Here is a 19,996-nt window from a genome sequence, read left to right on the forward strand (position 1 = left end):
TAAATCTATATCAAAGGATTTCAGCACCAAGACTTACTAGTTTAGAATAAATCATTTCTCCCTTATTAACTTTTTTTGATATTTCTCTCGAATTACCTCTTGAACTGGTCTGCCTTGGATTTTACTTTCCAACCATGAAATGATGTCCAAATACAAAAAGGCCCTTTTTTCATAAGGGTGATTTTCATATTGAATCAAGCTATCTCGAAGATCAATGAAAGCTGATTTTAATTGATAATCATAAATTCTGTTCAAGTTCCTCACAAAGGACATCATCTCCTGCTGTACCAAGTGCAAATCCTGCATTTTTATCAAAAACCTATAAACTGTTTTTATTTGATGCTCAAGATTATCATCCAAACCCTCTTCATAGCTGGCAATCAGCTTTAGAATATGGGCAAAGCACTGCAAATCCTCCCTTAAACCATCTCCTTTATGATCAATCACTTCATTCAAATGACGTATAGCATTGATATTGTCCCCGCCTCCAAAATACAAACAGGCAATCTTATAATGTAAAACGATAACGTGGTGCACATCCAACTTATCCTCCAACAGAGTCATTTCCTTCAATAGCGATGGAACCACTGATTTAACTCCTCCACTGAAATCGCCTGTTAGAAAATGATAATTGATACTATTGGAATAATAATAGAGAAAGGCCAAAACCCTACAGTTATCATCCATTTTAAAATCATCATTCTCCAAGCTATCCTTAAACTGTTCGAATACTTCTGTGAATCGATCATAATGCTGCAGATAGAATAAAGTATCCAATAAATAATGATAGGCCTTGAGATAATTTCCTGTTGCTACCTTTTTCATATGAGGATGCTCTTCATAAAGTCCTACCCAGCGATGTGCAGCTCTAAAACATAGAGGAAAATCCTGCAAAATATGGTAAAACCAAACTTGTGCCTGAAATAGATATAACTTCTCATAGAAATTAAGCTCTTCCATATCATATTCAGGCATGTTTTTCAGATAATAAGCTTCTACTAGCTTTTTATCAAATTCATCTTTCACATGCCCTACCTTTAAGTATAGTCCATATAATTGCAAAGACAGGTTACTAAATGAGTTCTTTTGCGTAGCACTCTTGGCCAAGTTTTTGGCTTCATTGGCAAGAATTTCAGCTCTATCCCGCATACTCCTGGTGATATGCTGGGATTCTATTACCTTTTCCAACTCCACTATCCTAAGCATAATTGTATCCAAAAAATACTTTTCGGCTATATGCTTTGCTTTGGCCAATAACCTTAAACTTTGCTGATAAAGTCCCTTATTGTATAAAATCCTTGCAAAATCAATTTGTTCATTCAACTGCAGCTCCACATTCTGATCAGCGTAAATCAACCGTAGACTGATCAAGATCTGTTTGTACAAATGTGACTTCATATTGGCCAGCTGCTTCTTGGTAACAGGAGCTTTCTTTAAGAGATAAACTTCATCGTAAGCCTCCATTTTATCCATGGTATCAAACAGCTTCACAAATTTGGCATTTTCATTCGCTCCAAATCGCTTTGCATAAAGTTTGAACCCCCGCTTCTCTGAAGTGCTCAAAGACTTAATTAAATTAAAAACAATATCTTTCCCTCTTTCTAACTTCATAAGAATAAACAACTCAACAAACTGTTTTTCAGTATTTTACGTTATAAACTATACCATTGAACATTGGACAAATATAATTAATACAATTTACAATCAAACCATTAGATTTTACTTTAGATTTTAGATAAAAACAACACGTTATGGATAAACAACAAGTACTGATCTTTGACACCACCCTAAGGGACGGAGAACAAGTCCCAGGCTGTAAGTTGAACACCCCTCAAAAAATCGAAATTGCCCAAAAACTCGAGCAACTCGGAGTAGATGTAATTGAGGCAGGTTTTCCTATTTCCAGTCCAGGGGATTTCAAATCAGTTGTGGAAATCTCTAAAAGTGTATCAGAACCTATTATTTGCGGACTTTCTAGAGGTGTTCAAAAGGATATTGAAGTGGCTGCTGAAGCCCTTAAATATGCTAAAAGACCAAGAATCCATACAGGAATCGGAACCTCGCCTTCTCATATAAAATTTAAATTTAAAAGTACACCAGACCAAATTCTCGAAAGAGCTGTAGGAGCAGTCAAACACGCCAAAAAGTTTGTAGAGGATGTGGAATTTTATGCAGAAGATGCTGGCAGAACAGACAATGAATATCTTGCCCGAGTCTGTGAAGCTGTCATCAAAGCCGGAGCTACTGTACTTAATATCCCTGATACTACTGGTTATTGCTTACCTGATGAATATGGTGCAAAAGTCAAATACCTTATGGACAATGTAGCGGGCATTGAAAATGTAATCATTTCAGCCCATTGCCACAATGATCTTGGCCTCGCTACTGCCAATGCCATATCTGCAGTAATGAATGGTGCAAGACAAATCGAATGTACCATAAACGGTATTGGAGAGCGAGCTGGAAACACTTCTTTAGAAGAGGTGGCCATGATAATGAAGCAACACCCAAGATTGGACGTTTATAACAATATCAACTCCAAATTGCTTAACCCAGTAAGTAGATTGGTTTCTGAAAGAATGGGGATGATCGTTCAGCCAAACAAAGCGATTGTCGGTTCCAATGCTTTTGCTCACTCCTCCGGTATCCACCAAGATGGTGTAATCAAAAACCGAGAAACTTACGAGATCATTGATCCAGAAGAGGTAGGCGTTCATGAATCAATGATTGTACTAACTGCTAGAAGTGGCCGAGCTGCATTGGCATTCAGAGCACATAAAATTGGTTATAACCTGACCAAATTGCAACTGGATGAGGTTTATCAATTGTTCTTGGAGCATGCAGACCTTAAAAAGGAAATTACCGATGATGATTTACATGAGATCATGAAAGTAGCTAAGCTATCAGGAAAAGTAGAAGCTTAAGAAAAAATATTTATCCATAAAAAAATCCAGATCGTTTTAACGATCTGGATTTTTTTCATTTATACCTAACACATATTATCTTCTTCCTCCTGCTTTAGGCATCAGATTACCCAATGCTCGTTGAGCTCCCCCCATTTTATTCATTTGCTTCATCAATTTTCTCATATCAGAAAACTGTTTCATCAAATTATTAACTTCTTGAATAGACCTTCCACTTCCCTTCGCTATTCTTCTCCTTCTTCCTCCATCAATCACATCAGGGTTCTCACGCTCCAAAGGTGTCATACTTCTGATAATCGCTTCTATTGGTTTGAAAGAATCATCATCAATATCCAATCCTTTGATCGCTTTACCCATTCCAGGGATCATCCCCATTAAATCTTTCAAGTTACCCATTTTCTTGATTTGCTCAAGTTGGGAAAGGAAATCATCAAAGTTAAACTGATTCTTACGGATTTTTGCATTGATCCTTTTAGCTTCATCTTCATCAAAAGACTGCTGAGCACGCTCTACCAAAGATACAACGTCACCCATGCCAAGGATTCGCTGAGCCATACGGTCAGGATAGAACACATCCAAATTTTCCATCTTCTCACCAGTAGAAATAAACTTGATTGGTTTATCTACTACGTGACGGATAGAAATCGCTGCACCACCACGGGTATCACCATCCAATTTGGTCAAAACTACCCCATTGAAGTCTAATCGCTCATCAAAGGTTTTGGCTGTATTGACAGCATCCTGACCGGTCATTGAGTCAACTACAAACAAGGTTTCAGCTGGATTAAGATGCTCCTTTAATTCAGAGATCTCATTCATCATCTGTTCATCCACTGCCAAACGACCAGCTGTATCGACGATTACGGTTTTCTTTCCGTTTTTCTTAGCATATTCAATGGCCTTAGATGCAATGTCCAAGGCATTTTTATTTTCAGGCTCAGCATATACCTCTACACCTATCTGCTCACCCAAAGTTTTCAACTGCTCAATCGCCGCAGGTCTATAAATATCACAAGCTACCAATAATACTTGTCTTCCCTGCTTTTTAAGGTGGCTGGCCAATTTTCCAGAAAAGGTAGTTTTACCTGAACCTTGAAGTCCGGAAATCAATATCACTCCAGGATCACCACTTAGGTTAATATCCTCCTTTTTGCCTCCCATCAATTTGGTCAGCTCTTCCTGAGTGATCTTTACTAATAATTGCCCTGGAGAAACAGAGATCAACACATCCCTGCCTAAAGCTTCCGTCTTAATAGTATCGGTAACTTCCTTGGCTACTTTATAGTTAACATCAGCATCAATCAAGGCTCTTCTGATCTCCTTAACCGTACTGGCAACATTGATCTCCGTGATTTTACCTGTCCCTTTTAGGGTCTTAAATGCTTTATCTAATTTATAACTAAGATTATCAAACATGTGTCTTATTCTTCTATTTAGTGCAAAAATACAATAATTTAATTTTTTTAGAAGGCATGGCTCTTTTATTCTCAATTTCTTATTCAACAACTGGCCTTTTTCCTAAGTCTATTTAAGAACAAGTAAAACGTTATAGCAATTCATTCAAATTTTTTATTTAGAGACATTCTATATTTATGCATTTTATTTACAGTTTAATTCAAAAAATACCCTAATCACGGTATTTTATTTTTTGAAATTTTATTGTACATTAGTCTTACTGTTTCACTTTTTTCAATCAAACAAAGTAATTATACTTTACTTTTAATTTTTAATCCTAAAAGAAAGCCGCCGGATAAAACCAGCGGCTTTTTTTATTCCTATCTAACCTATCTCCTTCTACTGATTTTTTTTTCGTGAGCATTATATGCAAAAAGTAAAATCCGCCACTGCACATTATACATGCATCATCTTGTATTTTCAATCCTAAATCTTCAATTGATCATCACATTGATTAGAATCACATTTTAGTATTAAGAACGTTTTATCCCCTAAGGATGAACATACGGTAAAAAAATTAAGCCTAAAAATAAAAAAAGCCGCACCAAGCAGTATTACTGCAGGCACGGCCTAAATTGTCCCCAAAACAATTTTTACTCAAATTTTTAAGATGAAACTTTATTAATTTACATCCCAGAATATTTGGTTGCTAAGCTTATCATCAGACTGAACCTTAGCATAGTTTTCAGTATTGTAAGTCTGCTCAGATCCAGGATACATCCAACGACTTGGAGGAGTACTTTGCTGGTTAGAATTATCTACCCAGAATTCCAATTCCACTTTATCAAGTCTTCTAAGTTCATGCCAGCTTTCAGTAGGTTGAACTATGTTAAAATGTAACCATTTCTGCTCTGCGATCAACTTCAACTGCTCATCAGCGCTAGCAGCAGCATCCCAAGAAACAGCATCCATTGTTAAATAACTTGCAATAGCTGCATCAGTTGGAACTACTGGAGCAGCTGCTTCGGTATTGTTACTGATGCTTCTCAAGTATTCATAGAAACTGATGGACTGCTTGATAGCTTCTTCATAATGCATCTTAGCCATTGAGCTCTGGCCTTCTTTCAAGTAGTGCTCAGCTGCCATCAAATGTACTTCCGAAGCAGTCATGATGACACCTGGGAAGTATTGGTTTCTACTGAAGGTAGATCTATTGTAAATACTCAAAGTCTGAGACAATACCAAATCATTCTGTGCAGTTGGGTTCAACAAAGGATCCAATCCCATATATTCACCATTAGCTTCTTCACCTGGTTCGAACACATAAGTCAATCTTGGATCTTGGTTATCCACCATATGGCTCAAAATAGCCTCACCTGCCAAGTTACCATCCCAAGACTCTAATCCATCCTGAAATTGAGTAGCTCCCATTAGGGTACCCAAAGTATGGATTCTGAAAAGGATATTATCATCATTATCAGTAACTACTGGGTAATCAGAAGGATTAGACAAAATCTCAGCGATTTCAGCAGTCGCTCTAGCTGCGAATTCGCTAGTTCCACTCACTCTGGTAAGCATTCTCAATCTCAAAGAGTTGATATATTTCAACCATAATTCGACATCACCACGGTTGATCAAATCCTGAGTATTGAAATCAGCCTCAACAGCTTGATTAATTTCTAAGCCTCTCAACTCATCGGCAAAGCCTGCCAAATCATCTAGCATTTTAGTATAGATGTCGCTAGCCTTGTCGTAACCTGCATATGATTTAGTATAATCACCACCATTTTGGCTAAGCATTCCTGCTTCAGTCCATGGGATATCACCATGTAAATCTACCATTTGCTGAGTTTGACCATAGAAATAGGTATTTGCAGCAATCATGAACAAACGGTTATCTTCTTGCTCCTGCTCAGTTAGCCCATTGTATACTTTTTCTAACTCACGGTATTGGGCCATGAAGTTATAATAAGCATCCCAGATATCATTTACAGCAGCAGATCCTGGTACATATTGGTTTTCAATATTCACCCAGCCAGTAGCCTGAGTATATCTGTTTGAAGTAATTCTTTTAACTACAAAGTAATCTCTGTAACCTGGTAATACATACAGTCTATTGGAATGAATCATTCCTGTAAACTGCTTTCCTACTGTAGTTTCAGAAAGCTTAGAAGGATCTGTATAATTATCCGCAAAGTCTGACATGGTACAGCTTGCTAAGCTACCGATCAGAAATATATATATAAATAGTCTATTGATATTCATGTCTATTAATATGAATTGTTCTTAAACTAGCTTTTAGAATTTAGCTCTTAACATTACACCATAAGTTCTGGTTGCAGGGTTGGTACCTGCACTTGTCAAGGACTGAGCCCATCTTGAGCCACCTGTTAACACCTCAGGATCTAGGTTCTTGATATTTCTGTAAAGGAAGAATAAATTTCTACCAAATACTGAAACATTCACGTTAGAAGCACCAATTTTAGAGGTGATATGATTAGGAAGTGTATAACCAATAGAAAGCTCTCTCAATTTTGCATAGTCATTGTCCTTGATATATAGTTCATATCTTGACTGGCTATACTGAGGACCACCCCAGTTATAAGTCATTTGGTAATAATATGCTTGAGAAACCACATTGGTATTTTCTTGACCATCAGCCGTAACACCATCCATCAACATACCGTCGTGGTATACTGTTTCACCATTTGGACCTTGAGTAGTAGAATGAGGAACTTGTACACCTTGTCCATCTTCATCTTGATAATAAGCAAGACCACCTCTTTCTTCATTCATATTGTTCAAACTTTCCTCAGTCAAACCACGGCTAGTCATCCAGTTAATACCAGTTGGCATTACACTACCTCCGATCTGGAAGTCGATTACTGCTGATACATTGAAATTCTTATATCTAACATCATTGATGAAACCACCTACTGCATCAGGCATAGCATTACCCGCTTTGATCCAGTTTTGGTCATCAATTTTATATAGACCGTTTGGCTGAACAATTCTATTTCCGTTATCATCAGTAGCCACTGGACGAGCATAAAAATCACCCATTGGATTACCAACTACAGAACGAAGCTGAGCAGCATTACCATCATAGTCTCTGTGTAGCAATTCAGTTGCACCATTGGCCAACTTCTCTACCTTGTTGACGTTTTTAGCAATATTAAAGATAGCATTCCATCCGAAATCTCTTGTTTCGATAATCGCACCATTCAAAGAAACTTCAACACCTTGGTTTCTCAAAGTACCAATATTGGTCAATACCGATCTTGCTCCTGAAGTTGAAGGCAAGGTCAATGGCAAAATTTGGTCACGAATCTGTGCATTATAGTAAGAGACATCTAATCCAAAACGATTGTTAAAGAACCTTGTATCCAAACCAAATTCAAATTCATGCTTTTGCTCCGGACGGATCAAGTCGTTTCCAAAGCTAGTTCCCAAATTGGTATAAAGTACATTATTTCCACCCGGCTGTTGCTCACCTAATGAGTTTTGGTTATAAGCAATATTCGCTCTGTAAATATCAGGATAGTTACCCACGATACCCCAAGAACCTCTCAGCTTAGAGAAAGTAATGAACTGAGGTAAGGTAATCGCATCAGAAATCGCAAAACTTGAGTTAACAGAAGGATAAACAAAAGTATTGTTATCAGGATTCATGGTAGAAATTCTATCTCTACGGATAGTTCCTTCCACAAACCAAACACCTTTATAATCCAAGTTAACGGTACCCAAAGCAGCATCAATCACCCTATCCGTTCTATTTGAACCTGAGTTTGGAATATTTGTGGAAGCCACAACATCAAATAGATTTTCTGAACTCAAACCACCGTTAGTACTTCTGTTGACAGTATTAAAGCTTTCTTGTCTAGCAGTATAACCTGCCATGGCACTGAAAGTCACCTCATCTGTAATTTGCTTCTTATAGTTAAGCATTACATCTCCATAGAGAATACTGAACAATTCAGTACGCATACCAAATGAACCGGAAGGTCCAAAGGCCAATGGTCTTGTAGTAGATCTTGCATCTTCTGAATAACGGTTAGTGAAATCCGTAGACACACGAGCTCTCAAGTTCAATTCTTTGGTAATATCAAAGGTATTGGTCAAACTACCAATCACACGATTACTGTTTTCATTCAACATATGCTTGTTAACTCTCCAAGCATAATCTGCAATGGCTGACAAAAATCCACTTCCTGAAATATTTTCATCGGGAGTTAAACTCTGTCCATTACCAGTCACGAACCTATAACCTCTACTAGTCTGATAATTATCCAAATACCAAGCTCCATTATCAAAACGCGTCATCATACCGCCGAAGTTATTGATCATTCGGTCGATAGAATAAGGACGGTTCTTCGTGTTCTGATTGATATAGTTAATCATCAAATCCGTTTTCCACTTTTTGCTAACCTTATAGGTAGAATTCAAGTTAACAATGTTCTTGCTGTTCTTAGAATTCAAACTCAAGGCCTCATTGTCCTGACGGGTCAATGAAAGACGGAAACTTCCTTTATCATTGGCATTAGAGATCGCTACATTCACTTGAGAACTCACTGGATTGTTAAACAAGGCAGCATAGTTGTCCTCTTGAGCCACGTAAGGTCTCATTTCACCATCCCAAGTACGCATTGGTTGGCCATCAAATTCAGGCCCAAAGTTAATGGTCGTATTAGGCACGATGCGCTCACCGGTTTCCTCGTCATAGTTAAAGCCATCTTCAGCTTGACCCAAATCCCAAACATGAGCAGGACCACCTGGACCTCTTACGTTTTGGTATTTAGGCAAATAGGCAATCTTATCTACAGTGTAATTAGCATTAAAATCTACACTCATGCCTTTTTCACCTGATTTACCTTTTTTGGTGGTAATCAATACAACACCGTTTACCGCTTCAGAACCATATAGGGCTGCAGCAGAGGCACCTTTCAAAATAGAGATGTTATCAATATCAGCAGGGTTAATGTCCAATAGACCATTACCTCTCAAACGCTGATCACTCCAATAATTATTATTGGTAACTTCTTCGTTACGGATAGGCACACCATCCAATACGATCAATGGCTGGTTTTTACCTGTAATGGAGTTGACACCACGGATCTGAATATTAACTGCTGAAGTAGCACCACCAGCACCGGTTTGAATTCTAACTCCTGGAGCTTTACCATAAAGAGCAGAAGCAACATTAGGCGTTCCTACCTTCACCAATTCATCAGACTTTACGGTAGTAGTCGCATAACCTAGCGCTTTTTGTTTTTTGTCCATACCGAAGGCGGTTACCACATACTCATCAAGTGCTGCAGCCTCCTCTTCTAGGACAATATTAAGTTCTGTTTGATTGCCGATTGCAATCGTTTGCGTGGTAAAACCTAGAAAAGAAACCACCAAAGTTGAATTGGCAGGTACATCCAGTGTGAATTTACCATCTAAATCAGTAATAGTACCAATACTTTTTCCCTGAATGGTTACAGCAGCACCTGGTAATGGTTCGCCATTGGTATCTGTTACGGTTCCTTTTATTGTGATATCAGCCTTGTTGATACTGATACCATCATTAAAAATCGGAGCGTTTTCTAGTACATTCGCCGAAGCATGACCAGAAAGCACTAAACCTACCAGCATACTCTGGGCTAATAGGACCTTGCTTTTCCTTTTGAAAGGCAAATTGGGTTTCGTTTTGCGGGTAATTAGTTTTTTCATATTTAATTGTTTAGGTGAAAGAGTTTTCCATTGAGACAAGCTCAAATACGCATCAATTAATTTTAGTTCTCCTCTCCATAAGGGTGATTACAGAGATTTAATACCTGGAATAAACCAGTAACCTGAAACATATATTATTGCTTTTTTTAGCAATTGAAATCATTAAAATCCTAGCTCAACTACTTATTTAAAAACAATAATTTAACATTTCACTTAACACTTATTAAAATATTTTAACACCACCAAAGTAGAAATATATTTCATTGATTCAAAAAAAATTCTAAAAATGTTTGCGCACACACTATATTTGTTTGCGCACACATAGAAACAAAAGCAATAAACTAAGATTATATAAAAACTACGTTATTTTAAGATTCATTAAATATTACTCATCTTTGTAGCCTTTTAATTAAGTTTTTGGTTACAATTAAAAAATGTTGTTAACAATTCAGTAATACAACTACACTTGATTCCTATTATCAGGTGATTTTATTTTGCTGACAGTTGGAAAAAAGTCATTAAATTGTTCTGGATATAGCTAATTATATTCCAAATCAGCTTTATACTTAAATGGAGAAGAATAAAACAATTCGGATTAAGGACATTGCCAAATTATCTGGTGTTTCAGTTGGAACAGTAGACAGGGTAATTCATAAAAGAGGCAAAGTTTCTGATGTAGCCCGTAAAAAGGTGGAGAAAATCTTGAAAGAAATCGACTACACCCCAAACCTTCTCGCCAAAACCTTAGGCTCAAATAAGACCAATAGAATTGCTGTATTGGTTCCCCACCCTGATGAAGATCCTTACTGGAAACTTTCTTTGGACAGTCTGGAGGCCTCAAAGAAAGAATGGCAACCCTACCAAATGCAAATCGAAACCCATTTCTTTAAATTAAATGATGAAGAATCATTTAAAAGAGTAGCCTATAATGTTTTGGAAAATAAGCCCGATGCGATCATTAGTGCTCCTATCTTCCTCAATGTAGCCTTGGATTTTTTTAAAGAAATACAGCGTTTGGGAATACCTTATGTTCATTTTAATACCATGATTAATGGAATATCTCCCCTTGCTTTTATCGGACAGGATCTGTACCAAAGTGGTCAGTTGGCAGGTTCTTTGATCGATCTCTGCACCAAATCCAACTCAGGAACAGTAGCCATCTTGCATATCAGCGAAAAAGTCCAACACTCTGTTCACTTTATTGAAAAAGAAAGGGGGTTTAGGGACTATTTTAACAAAAAACAATCTAGTAAGATGGAGGTCATATCCATTATTATCGAGGGTGATGATATGAAGTCTTTTGAATCCAAACTAGTAGATGCTATTAAATCCAATGATATTAAAGGATTATTCATTCCGACTTCTTCGGGTGCCAAACTAACCGCTAATATTATTAGTAAATACAAGCTTCCTAATATTTGTATAGTAGGATATGATTTGTTGAAGGAGAATATAGAATTATTAAAATCAGGTCAGATTAATTTTCTGATCAACCAAAATCCAAACAGACAAGTAAATAGAGGAATTTACCACTTGGCCAATCATCTATTATTCAAAAAAGAGACACCAAAATTAGAACTTTTCCCCCTTGAGGTAATTACTAAACATAATCTGGATTCTTATATCAAATCCAATATCCATTAGGCCTTACCATGATTTATTCTTCTCTTTAAGCTGAAATGACCTGGAAATATTAAAGCCAAAATGAATATCTCCATCCCAGAAATTTCCGCTGGTTCCGGGGATGAATCCTGTTTCTGTCATGGCCTGAGCATTGGTTAAATGGAGTTGAAAAACATGTCCTCCTGTTTCTATATCAAAACCAATGGCGAAAACATCGTATAATCCGTCATCCTCATTGGGATTTACGCGATAATAATACTCCAAATTCAACGAGGTCCGCTTGGTTAGTTTTAAACTCCCTCCAACACCTAAGGCAATAAGATCATTTTTGTCTTCCTTAGTTGGCACCAAGTTTTGATGGACATAACTGGGCATTAACTGTAGGGAAACACACTTTGAAAACTTTCTGGAGATTAATATTTGGTGCGCAAAGGAAAGTCTTCTCTGAAAATTCAAAGGTAATTCGGGTCTCTTAAAAGTATTGACCGCCATACTGGAATACCACGTCATGGAAACCGGTATATTTCTGACACCTGATTGTTGACGGAGGAAATTATATTTGGCAAAACCATCATAGACTTTTTGAAATGAATTCCTTCCAAAACCAACCGTCAGGCGATCGGTAAAAGCATATTCCAGGCCCAGCCGAATATTGGCTTCATCTAAGCCGAAAAAATTATAAGCGCCAGAATTTAACCTACCGAAACGATGTGATATCATAAAATCTAGATTCCCTGCACCTCTGATCATAACAGTGTGCCCATTGATCAGTCGAGTCCCTTTAAATGTTCCCAATACAATATTTTCTATTGGATCGACATCTTGCTGTAATTGCTCCAGCAAACTATCCTGTGCCATTAGAGATGAAGTTTGACCAAAAACTTTCAAAAAAACTGTTGCTAGAACTAAAATTACTACTTTCAAAATTTTCATCCTTCTTTGAATTTAAAATGAACGGTGACCTCCACTTCCTCTGCAATTTTTTGAAACAGGATTTTAGGTATGGAAATATTATAATCTTCAAGGGCTATAGGAAAAACAGCTTTCATAATAATTTCATCCGCTCTTTTTTCAAATGTCCCCGTTGCTTCCATCTCTTGACTTTCTCCATGGATAGTCATAGTCCCCTCAACCCTAGCTTGTTGCTCACCAGATTCAGTTAAATTATAGTCCAACACTTTACCTTCAAAAGTAGCCCGGGGATACTTTTCTGACTCCATAAAGTTTTCATTAAAATGTTCTTGCATCAATGACTTAGCAAATTGAAAACCCTTGATCTGAACTACAAAGGCAATGGCACCTTTGTCAGCATTGAACACTCCAATAACTTCTTCATTATTAGCCTTAATATCTTCCAAAGGAGCACTCGAAAAAAAGCTCACCTCAGAAGATACCGTTCGAAATGATTGACCCCATAGTGGAGAGGCAATCAACCAAAGCATTAAGGCAATTAAATAAGCTTTCATGACAAATTTCTTTAGTTGTTATTAGCTCCATTAGCCACCCAACAATATATATCATCCTTTTGGGTCTGTGTCAATGTCAAACCGGAACTTGCTTCTGGCATAAAGCCACTTTCTGTATAACTCCTGATTTGAGTAGCATTTTGAATAATATTGGATGTTACAGTTAAATCCACCCTACCAGTTCCTGCCACATGGCATCCTGAAATGGCACAATTATTTTCAATTATTGTAGATACTTCACCTGATAAGGTCGCCTCATTATCATCACATCGGTCTGCACTTGGATTATTAGGCATGATATCATCTTCATTTTCACTTCCACAAGCCAACATTCCCAATAACATGCAGCTAATTAATAAGATTTTTGAACTTTTCATTTTAATTGATTTTAGGTTGAACATTGTTTTATCAAAAAAAGAAAGGGGACAGCAATACGCGATAACCGTCCCCTCATACTATCGGCTAGTAAGGGACACCTCCACCATTTCCATTATTGGATGTCCCAGTTGCATTACTGCCAATATCCCCTTGGGCAACTAATGTAGACAACTCTGAAGCGCTTAGATGAACATTCACGTATCCGTCAAATGCAATCAATTCCTCATAAGTAATCTCCGTTCCATCATTTCTTTCTGTGACAGTAGTACTGCTTTCTCCTGTGGCACCATCTACATTCATCAAATCTATCACTATACCACCACCTTCACTTGCTGAATTGGCATGTATATGTGAGGGATGAGAATTTCCCGCAGCAGTACCAGACAAGTCAATTTCTATTAGGGTAAATCCATCAGTTTGCCTTGTGAAAGTAACTGTACCTGACACCCCAGACTCTCCGACAGCATTTAAATTATAGACTTTTTTCTGCACTTGTGGGATTGGGTCATCATCATCATCATCATTACATGCAACCATTCCTGCAGCAAGCAGTAATATCATCCCCAACAACCAAAACTTCATATACTTTTCCATGACTTTATTTTTAAATATTTTCAATAACTATTAGGCAATACTTTTCCAACCTGCCATTTTCCCTCATTTTTTGGTACAAAATGCAGGTCACCATTTTTCTAAAACTTATTATCTATAAAACACTACCAATTATATTTTAAGCCTATAAGTGCTCCTGCACTCTTAAGACTTACCTGCCCTTCCCCCACCCCTTTTAGAGGTAATTTCAAATAGGGCTCAACCTGTATAGATAGTTTTTCCGAAAGTCTTCTTTCATACCCCATACTTATATTGAGTACCTGAAAATAATGCTGGTTTTTGTTCCTAATTTCCAGGTTTTCATAATTTGGATAGTAAGAACTGTAACCATTTACCAGCTGATATTTCTCCTTCAGCATTAGATAAGAGGACAATCCAGAACTGATATACCATCTATCCATTGTGCCTTTAATTGCATAATACCTGATATTAAGAGGTATATCCAACACATAACAATCTCCTTCCAGCCAGGTGATTGGCTTTGAACTTGGATAGGAAAATTGATAGCCATCACTAGTCCCATAGGTCTTAAAGGCATATAAAGCGCCCAAGTTTAGGCTCCATTTAGGTAGAAAATAATATTCAATATTTATTCCCGCACTGGTCCCCACTCCCCTTACTTCTTTAAGCTTTAAGGCACTGACATCAGGAGAAAGTAATAATGAAAAACTCCATCTCTGTGAAATCCTATTTTCTGCCTTCTTAACTAATACAGCTCCCTCTGCTTCCACATCTAGTACCAGTTCCTTTTCATAATCCTGCTCAAAGATGGGCAATGGCTTATTCATAGATCCTACCGTCAATTCCCTGTTATTCTTTTGATAAAACGGATCATGGCTACCTCTTTTTTCTGATTCTGATCTATCCATTTCTTGGATAAACCTATTGGCTTTGATATTTGAAGTTTCAGCCAAATTTTCTTTTTGATCTACGTTACCAGGTTCAGTATCTTCTTTGATATCATCAATATTTATGCTTCCCTGATTCTGCGCAGAAGCAGCAGTTTCCTTGTCGGGAATATTACCTGGCGTTCCTTGCCTTTGATTATTCTTCTGCACGATTATATTTGAGTTTTCCTCTTGATATGGCTTATCAAAAGCATCGATAGTCCACCAGCTCAATGCTCCTACCCATAATAATCCCAAACCGAAGAGAAACCACTTGTATCTATAAAATCCTCCTGCTTTGTTATTTCCGGGCAAATGGATCATCTTTTCCTGCATCTTTTCCCAGTCCTCCTCCACAAAAGGAATCTCTGGCTCATCCAAGCCCTCTCTGAAGAAATCATCCAGCTCCTTATCGCTCATATTTCGCCAGTCTTTTTTCATGATTCCTTTTTAGTAATTCCCTTAAATTCAATCTTGCCCTGGATAGGTTAGACTTGGAAGCTCCTTCACTTATCCCCAATAAGTCTGCTATTTCAGGATGCGAATAACCTTCAATTACATACAAACTGAATACAGTCCTGTACATTGGAGACAAGCTTTGTATAAGTTTTATCAACTCTTCATAAGAGAGTTCATTAATGATACTGCTCTTCTTGTCTTCTACTTCCACTACCTCATCCAAACTCAAAGCATAATGGTTATTTAATTTGCTTTTATTGTGATTAATGGATGAATTGATCAAAATTCTCCTGAACCAAGTCTTAAAAGCGTATTGCTCATCATATTGCTGGATTTTGGTGAATACCTTCATGAAGCTATCATTCAATACCTCCACCGCGTCATTTCTATTACTCGTATAACGTAGACAAACACTCATACCATAACTGTAAAACTGCTTATACAACAGTTCTTGGGACTTTCTATCATTTTTCAGGAGCCCCTTAATCAGCCTTTGGTCCGGTTCGTAGTTCACAACAGAAATGGTTCATTTGCCTATACAAGACATTCTTCGAAAGGGTTGCGTCAACATTTAATATTTCTCCCTTTACAACAATTAAACGATTATATATTGAAAAATAGACACATACACTTATTATGATTGTAAAAAATTTGGGCACAAAATATATAATTGAAAGGATCGACATAAAAAACTGAAAACAATATCCTATTAAAAATGGAAGGGGGGCATCCAAGTTATTCATTGGACCACATGCCCATTGTAGAATGCCATTAAAATAGCAAAGTGCCTATCCGCAGAAACCAATACAACCAATTATTTGCAAATGGTCATACTAGCAGGGATTCCATTTGAAGGGTCGAATACTTCCAATGCAGGACTTAAAAAATGAATCCCCAAACCCAGGCCTCTTATAACAAACAATAAACCTATGAATATGGCAAAATAAGGCATTAACCTAAACAGCCTTATTCTCCAATCTGCATTGAATAAATTTCCACTTAGCATTAAGGCCAATAAAAGTGGAATTGTGCCCATTCCAAAACTAACCATATAAATTGCACCTTCTACAGGTCCTGCCATGGCCATAGATCCCAACAAGGCTATATATACCATTCCGCAGGGCAAAAAACCGTTGACTAAGCCTGTCATAAAAAAAGCCTTTGAACCTCCTTTTTTCAACCAATATCCCAGAGCATTTTTAACCTTGGCCACAAGCTGATAAGCCCCTCCTTTTGCCAGAGCCCTTTCGCTCTTTTTATACATAAACGCGAAAAGAATAATCAAAACTCCGAGGCCTATAGAGACCCATTGTTGAAAACCTGCCAACTCCAAGCCCAAACCGATGGTACCAGCAAATAATCCTAAAATGGCATAAGTGCCTGTTCGGCCTAGGTTGTACCAAACTTTTTTCATGACAGCCTTTTGTTTATCGGAGCTTGATACTGCCAAGGCAATCGGGCCACACATTCCAAGACAATGAAATGAACCCAAAAATCCCAAAAGAAATGCTGTCCAAATCATTATAGTGTGATTTTTAGCTCTTCAAAATATTCCTTACCGGCATTGGACCAAGCGACTTTTGCCTTCCAATAGCCTTGCTCCAATTTGCTCAGGCTAATCTTCTTATTTTCTGTCTGATCAATTTCAAAATCTATTTTCTGATCCAAGCGTGCATCGGAAGGTCTAAAAAGCCAAACCGTTCCTTTCATCCCATCTTCCAAGTGGATATTCAATGATTTTTCCGAGGGATCAAAGTTCATTGCTTTTTCAGATAACAATGCGGCATTGGAAACCTTTTCTATTTGTTCCTGATATTTGATCTCAGCCTCATAGTACTGTTCTGTAACCAAATGGATATCATCCTGTTTGATGCAAATTCCCACCATGGTAAAAACAATGGCTGCAAATACAACAAATACCAATACAATCGAATTTCCCCAGTTCATAATCTCATGATTTTAAATAATCCTATTTTGGCATTGGCGCCATAAAATTCGTTTTGATTTCATCGATTACTTCACCATTTTGAAGTAACAATAATTCCACTTCCTGATTAATTTCTGTTACCTCATTGGCATCGATTACCAGAAAGAACCTTCCTTCAACTTTAGATTGCCCATCCAAAGTCCAATTACCCTCATCATTGGCCTCCACTATAAATTGGGGATTAGATGATTTTATTTGTACATCCTGCTCATCAAAGGTTTTATTAATAAAGGTCACTTCGTAAAGATTACTAATTTGACCATCAGTCCTTTCTTGATAAGTCATACCTCTAAACCTGGTAACCGTTGCTGACATTTCAGTTCTGGTCATGAGCAATCCCACAAAGGCTACTACTAAAATCAATAAAACAGCTATATAACCTACTACCCTCGGAGTAATCAGCTTTTGATGTCCTTCCTTAATACTATTCTCAGAAGCATAACGAATCAAGCCCTTAGGTCTATCCACCTTCACCATCACCTCATCACAAGCATCAATACAGGCTGTGCAGTTGACACATTCCATTTGCACGCCATTCCTGATATCTATACCTGTAGGGCAAACCTGAACACATAGATTACAGTCTACACAATCTCCTTTAGCTGATTTCTCAGGTTCTTTCTTATTTATTTTCCCCCTTGGCTCTCCCCGTAAGTAATCATAGGATACATTGATGGAATTGGTGTCCAATAAAACTCCTTGCAGCCTACCATATGGACAAACCACCGTACAGGCTTGCTCCCTAAACCAAGAGAATACAAAGAGAAAAACCCCGGTAAAGGCCAGTAAGGCCATGAAGCCTGCCAAATGATCTGAAGGCGGACTACTTATTATTTCCAAGGTTTGATCCACCCCTATAAGGTAAGCCATCACCAGATGGGAAATCAAAAGGGAGATAAGTAAGAACAATGTCATTTTGGCTCCCTTTTTCAATATTTTTTCCTGGTTCCAAGGCTGGGCATTCAAACGTTTTTGTTGATTGGCATCTCCCTCAATCCAATACTCGATTTTGCGAAACACCATCTCCATAAACAGGGTCTGAGGACAGGCCCAACCACAAAACACCCTTCCAAAGACTACAGTAAACAGGATGATAAAGACAAAGAATATGAGCAATAAGAACAACAGGATATGGGTATCCTGAGGCCAAAACACCTGTCCGAATATGATGAATTTCCTTTCGAAAATATTCAACAAAAGAAAAGGCTTTCCTCCAATCTTTAGAAATGGACCTGCAAATAAAATAGCTAATAGAATCCAGGAAACATACGTTCTCCATTTATAGAAAAAACCACGCACCTTTTTGGGATATACCCAATTCCTTCCCCCATCGTCCTTTACTGTGGAAAGGGAATCTCTAAAAGCTTCTGATTTATTTTGCTGATCGTGAGACATCGTTCTGTTTTTTGTAAGGGGCAGCTTATACTGCCCCTGTTATTATTTAGCCATTAACTTGTAAGCTATTTGAAACAGTCTCCTCTCCGCCTGTTTCTCCTTCAGTTTCACGAACATATTCTTCACCTTGAGGCTCTTTAGGATTCGCCGGAGTCGTCCCCTCTAGAGAGAGCACGAAATTCGCTACTTGTTGAATTTCTTCTGGACTTAACTGGTCTTGCCAAGGAATCATTCCTTTTTCTGGAACCCCATATTTAATAACGGAAAACACATCTGAAATGCTTCCTCCATGCAACCAAAATTTATCTGTAAGGTTTGGACCTACACCACCTCCTCCATCGGAAGCATGACAGGCTACACAGTTATTCTGAAATATGGTCCCGCCCATTTCTAACATGGTCTGGGATTGGTCTAGGGCTACATTCGTTTCATCAATGGAAGCCAATGCCAAAGCTTTTCGCTCCTCGGCCGCAATGGCTTCCTCTGCCAGTTCAGCCTGATATTCCTCTGTTGGTGATTTACCAAATCCTACATTGGTGTTGTTCACCAAATAAACAACCGCAAATAGTATGGTTCCGTAAAACACATACTTTAACCAAGGAGGCATATAATTGTCCAACTCTACAATACCATCGTAGTTGTGATCCAATAATATTTCCTCTTCTTCCTCAATTGGTTTAAGTTTTCCTGTGACAAATTTTTCTTTAAAATTATCCCACCAGCTTGGCTCTTTGGCCATTTCCGGATTTTCCTTATTGAGCAAAGCAACTATAAAACTGGTCAGATAGATCAGTAAAATCATCAGGAGCACCATCAATCCCAGCACCACCATGATGATGATCAACAAGGTCAGCTGACTGCTATCCATCTCCCCTAAAGTCTCGAATAATCCCTTTTCAGCCTCTTGGGCCATCGCTGATCGAGAGATAAGTGCCAACATGGACACCAATAATGCTATTTTAGTTTTTTTCATGGCTCGCAAAATTTGGGTTATCATCCTCCATTGGAAGGGATTTCATATGATCTATATACTGCTTATCTGCCTTCACCACCCACCAAGCAACACCGATAAAAAACAGCACAAAAATGAGCAAAGACAAAATGGGATAAATCTCCACGTTCTCTATAGAAGTTAAAATTTCCTTTTTCATGACT

At 37.8% G+C, this 19,996-nt stretch carries 17 protein-coding genes; 2 read left to right on the forward strand and 15 right to left on the reverse strand.

The features are described from left to right. Positions 1-51 precede the first annotated feature (51 nt). Positions 52-1,611 carry a hypothetical protein gene (locus H7U17_RS11275; protein ID WP_186756825.1) on the reverse strand — a complete coding sequence of 520 codons (1,560 nt, stop codon included), beginning with the start codon at positions 1,609-1,611 and terminating at the stop codon, positions 52-54. A gap of 140 nt (positions 1,612-1,751) precedes the next feature. On the opposite strand from H7U17_RS11275, the gene H7U17_RS11280 reads away from it, so the two are divergent. After that, the gene (locus H7U17_RS11280) at positions 1,752-2,924 is read left to right on the forward strand and encodes a 2-isopropylmalate synthase (RefSeq protein WP_186756826.1); all 1,173 of its coding nucleotides are present in this window, start codon (positions 1,752-1,754) and stop codon (positions 2,922-2,924) included. Between the two features lie 75 nt (positions 2,925-2,999). On the opposite strand, the gene ffh is transcribed toward H7U17_RS11280, so the two are convergent. The 3 genes from ffh to H7U17_RS11295 form a co-directional block, all read right to left on the reverse strand. Continuing rightward, the gene (ffh, locus tag H7U17_RS11285) at positions 3,000-4,340 is read right to left on the reverse strand and encodes a signal recognition particle protein (protein ID WP_186756827.1); all 1,341 of its coding nucleotides are present in this window, start codon (positions 4,338-4,340) and stop codon (positions 3,000-3,002) included. A 660-nt stretch (positions 4,341-5,000) separates the two neighbouring features. After that, positions 5,001-6,584, reverse strand: a complete 1,584-nt coding sequence (locus tag H7U17_RS11290) for a SusD/RagB family nutrient-binding outer membrane lipoprotein (protein ID WP_186756828.1) — start codon at positions 6,582-6,584, stop codon at positions 5,001-5,003. Between the two features lie 33 nt (positions 6,585-6,617). Beyond that, entirely contained in the window at positions 6,618-10,034 is a 3,417-nt protein-coding gene (locus H7U17_RS11295; protein ID WP_230981373.1) for a SusC/RagA family TonB-linked outer membrane protein, read from the reverse strand. Between the two features lie 570 nt (positions 10,035-10,604). Between H7U17_RS11295 and H7U17_RS11300 the strand changes: the two genes are divergently transcribed. Next, on the forward strand, positions 10,605-11,678 hold the full coding sequence (locus H7U17_RS11300) for a LacI family DNA-binding transcriptional regulator (protein WP_186756829.1): 1,074 nt from the start codon (positions 10,605-10,607) through the stop codon (positions 11,676-11,678). A 3-nt stretch (positions 11,679-11,681) separates the two neighbouring features. Here the strand turns inward: H7U17_RS11300 and H7U17_RS11305 are convergent, their stop codons facing one another. The 11 genes from H7U17_RS11305 to H7U17_RS11355 all read right to left on the reverse strand — a co-directional run bounded on the left by H7U17_RS11305 (position 11,682) and on the right by H7U17_RS11355 (position 19,992). Continuing rightward, entirely contained in the window at positions 11,682-12,515 is an 834-nt protein-coding gene (locus tag H7U17_RS11305; RefSeq protein ID WP_230981374.1) for a DUF5777 family beta-barrel protein, read from the reverse strand. Positions 12,516-12,586: 71 nt separating this feature from the next. Then, the gene (locus tag H7U17_RS11310; RefSeq protein WP_186756831.1) at positions 12,587-13,123 is read right to left on the reverse strand and encodes a YceI family protein; all 537 of its coding nucleotides are present in this window, start codon (positions 13,121-13,123) and stop codon (positions 12,587-12,589) included. An 11-nt stretch (positions 13,124-13,134) separates the two neighbouring features. Beyond that, a complete protein-coding gene (locus H7U17_RS11315; protein ID WP_186756832.1) occupies positions 13,135-13,500 on the reverse strand; it encodes a 2-polyprenyl-6-methoxyphenol hydroxylase in 366 nt (121 codons plus the stop codon). Positions 13,501-13,585: 85 nt separating this feature from the next. Continuing rightward, on the reverse strand, positions 13,586-14,095 hold the full coding sequence (locus H7U17_RS11320) for a CHRD domain-containing protein (RefSeq protein ID WP_186756833.1): 510 nt from the start codon (positions 14,093-14,095) through the stop codon (positions 13,586-13,588). 122 nt (positions 14,096-14,217) lie between these two features. After that, on the reverse strand, positions 14,218-15,441 hold the full coding sequence (locus H7U17_RS11325) for a porin family protein (protein ID WP_186756834.1): 1,224 nt from the start codon (positions 15,439-15,441) through the stop codon (positions 14,218-14,220). Further along, positions 15,410-15,973, reverse strand: a complete 564-nt coding sequence (locus tag H7U17_RS11330) for an RNA polymerase sigma factor (RefSeq protein WP_186756835.1) — start codon at positions 15,971-15,973, stop codon at positions 15,410-15,412. Before H7U17_RS11330 ends, H7U17_RS11325 begins: the two co-directional genes overlap by 32 nt. Positions 15,974-16,273: 300 nt before the next feature. Beyond that, positions 16,274-16,981, reverse strand: coding sequence for a sulfite exporter TauE/SafE family protein (locus H7U17_RS11335; protein ID WP_186756836.1), 708 nt, complete (start codon positions 16,979-16,981; stop codon positions 16,274-16,276). Then, positions 16,981-17,406, reverse strand: coding sequence for a FixH family protein (locus tag H7U17_RS11340; protein WP_186756837.1), 426 nt, complete (start codon positions 17,404-17,406; stop codon positions 16,981-16,983). Before H7U17_RS11340 ends, H7U17_RS11335 begins: the two co-directional genes overlap by 1 nt. 22 nt (positions 17,407-17,428) lie before the next feature. Beyond that, positions 17,429-18,841 (reverse strand): cytochrome c oxidase accessory protein CcoG, encoded by a 1,413-nt coding sequence (ccoG, locus tag H7U17_RS11345; RefSeq protein WP_186756838.1) that lies wholly within the window; start codon positions 18,839-18,841, stop codon positions 17,429-17,431. 46 nt (positions 18,842-18,887) lie between these two features. Further along, complete coding sequence (locus H7U17_RS11350; protein ID WP_186756839.1) at positions 18,888-19,814, reverse strand: cbb3-type cytochrome c oxidase N-terminal domain-containing protein; 927 nt, start codon at positions 19,812-19,814, stop codon at positions 18,888-18,890. Beyond that, positions 19,801-19,992: a cbb3-type cytochrome c oxidase subunit 3 gene (locus H7U17_RS11355; protein WP_186756840.1), complete on the reverse strand. Its 192-nt coding sequence runs from the start codon at positions 19,990-19,992 to the stop codon at positions 19,801-19,803. Before H7U17_RS11355 ends, H7U17_RS11350 begins: the two co-directional genes overlap by 14 nt. Positions 19,993-19,996: the final 4 nt, after the last annotated feature.

This window comes from Echinicola salinicaeni, assembly GCF_014280965.1.
GTDB lineage: Bacteria > Bacteroidota > Bacteroidia > Cytophagales > Cyclobacteriaceae > Echinicola > Echinicola salinicaeni.

Bases quoted from the DNA above. Each gene is read 5' to 3' on its own strand.
- H7U17_RS11275 (WP_186756825.1), bottom strand. From the start codon at position 1,611: ATGAAGTTAGAAAGAGGGAAAGATATTGTTTTTAATTTAATTAAGTCT.
- H7U17_RS11280 (WP_186756826.1), top strand. From the start codon at position 1,752: ATGGATAAACAACAAGTACTGATCTTTGACACCACCCTAAGGGACGGA.
- ffh (WP_186756827.1), bottom strand. From the start codon at position 4,340: ATGTTTGATAATCTTAGTTATAAATTAGATAAAGCATTTAAGACCCTA.
- H7U17_RS11290 (WP_186756828.1), bottom strand. From the start codon at position 6,584: ATGAATATCAATAGACTATTTATATATATATTTCTGATCGGTAGCTTA.
- H7U17_RS11295 (WP_230981373.1), bottom strand. From the start codon at position 10,034: ATGAAAAAACTAATTACCCGCAAAACGAAACCCAATTTGCCTTTCAAA.
- H7U17_RS11300 (WP_186756829.1), top strand. From the start codon at position 10,605: ATGGAGAAGAATAAAACAATTCGGATTAAGGACATTGCCAAATTATCT.
- H7U17_RS11305 (WP_230981374.1), bottom strand. From the start codon at position 12,515: ATGGCACAGGATAGTTTGCTGGAGCAATTACAGCAAGATGTCGATCCA.
- H7U17_RS11310 (WP_186756831.1), bottom strand. From the start codon at position 13,123: ATGAAAGCTTATTTAATTGCCTTAATGCTTTGGTTGATTGCCTCTCCA.
- H7U17_RS11315 (WP_186756832.1), bottom strand. From the start codon at position 13,500: ATGAAAAGTTCAAAAATCTTATTAATTAGCTGCATGTTATTGGGAATG.
- H7U17_RS11320 (WP_186756833.1), bottom strand. From the start codon at position 14,095: ATGGAAAAGTATATGAAGTTTTGGTTGTTGGGGATGATATTACTGCTT.
- H7U17_RS11325 (WP_186756834.1), bottom strand. From the start codon at position 15,441: ATGAAAAAAGACTGGCGAAATATGAGCGATAAGGAGCTGGATGATTTC.
- H7U17_RS11335 (WP_186756836.1), bottom strand. From the start codon at position 16,981: ATGATTTGGACAGCATTTCTTTTGGGATTTTTGGGTTCATTTCATTGT.
- H7U17_RS11340 (WP_186756837.1), bottom strand. From the start codon at position 17,406: ATGAACTGGGGAAATTCGATTGTATTGGTATTTGTTGTATTTGCAGCC.
- ccoG (WP_186756838.1), bottom strand. From the start codon at position 18,841: ATGTCTCACGATCAGCAAAATAAATCAGAAGCTTTTAGAGATTCCCTT.
- H7U17_RS11350 (WP_186756839.1), bottom strand. From the start codon at position 19,814: ATGAAAAAAACTAAAATAGCATTATTGGTGTCCATGTTGGCACTTATC.
- H7U17_RS11355 (WP_186756840.1), bottom strand. From the start codon at position 19,992: ATGAAAAAGGAAATTTTAACTTCTATAGAGAACGTGGAGATTTATCCC.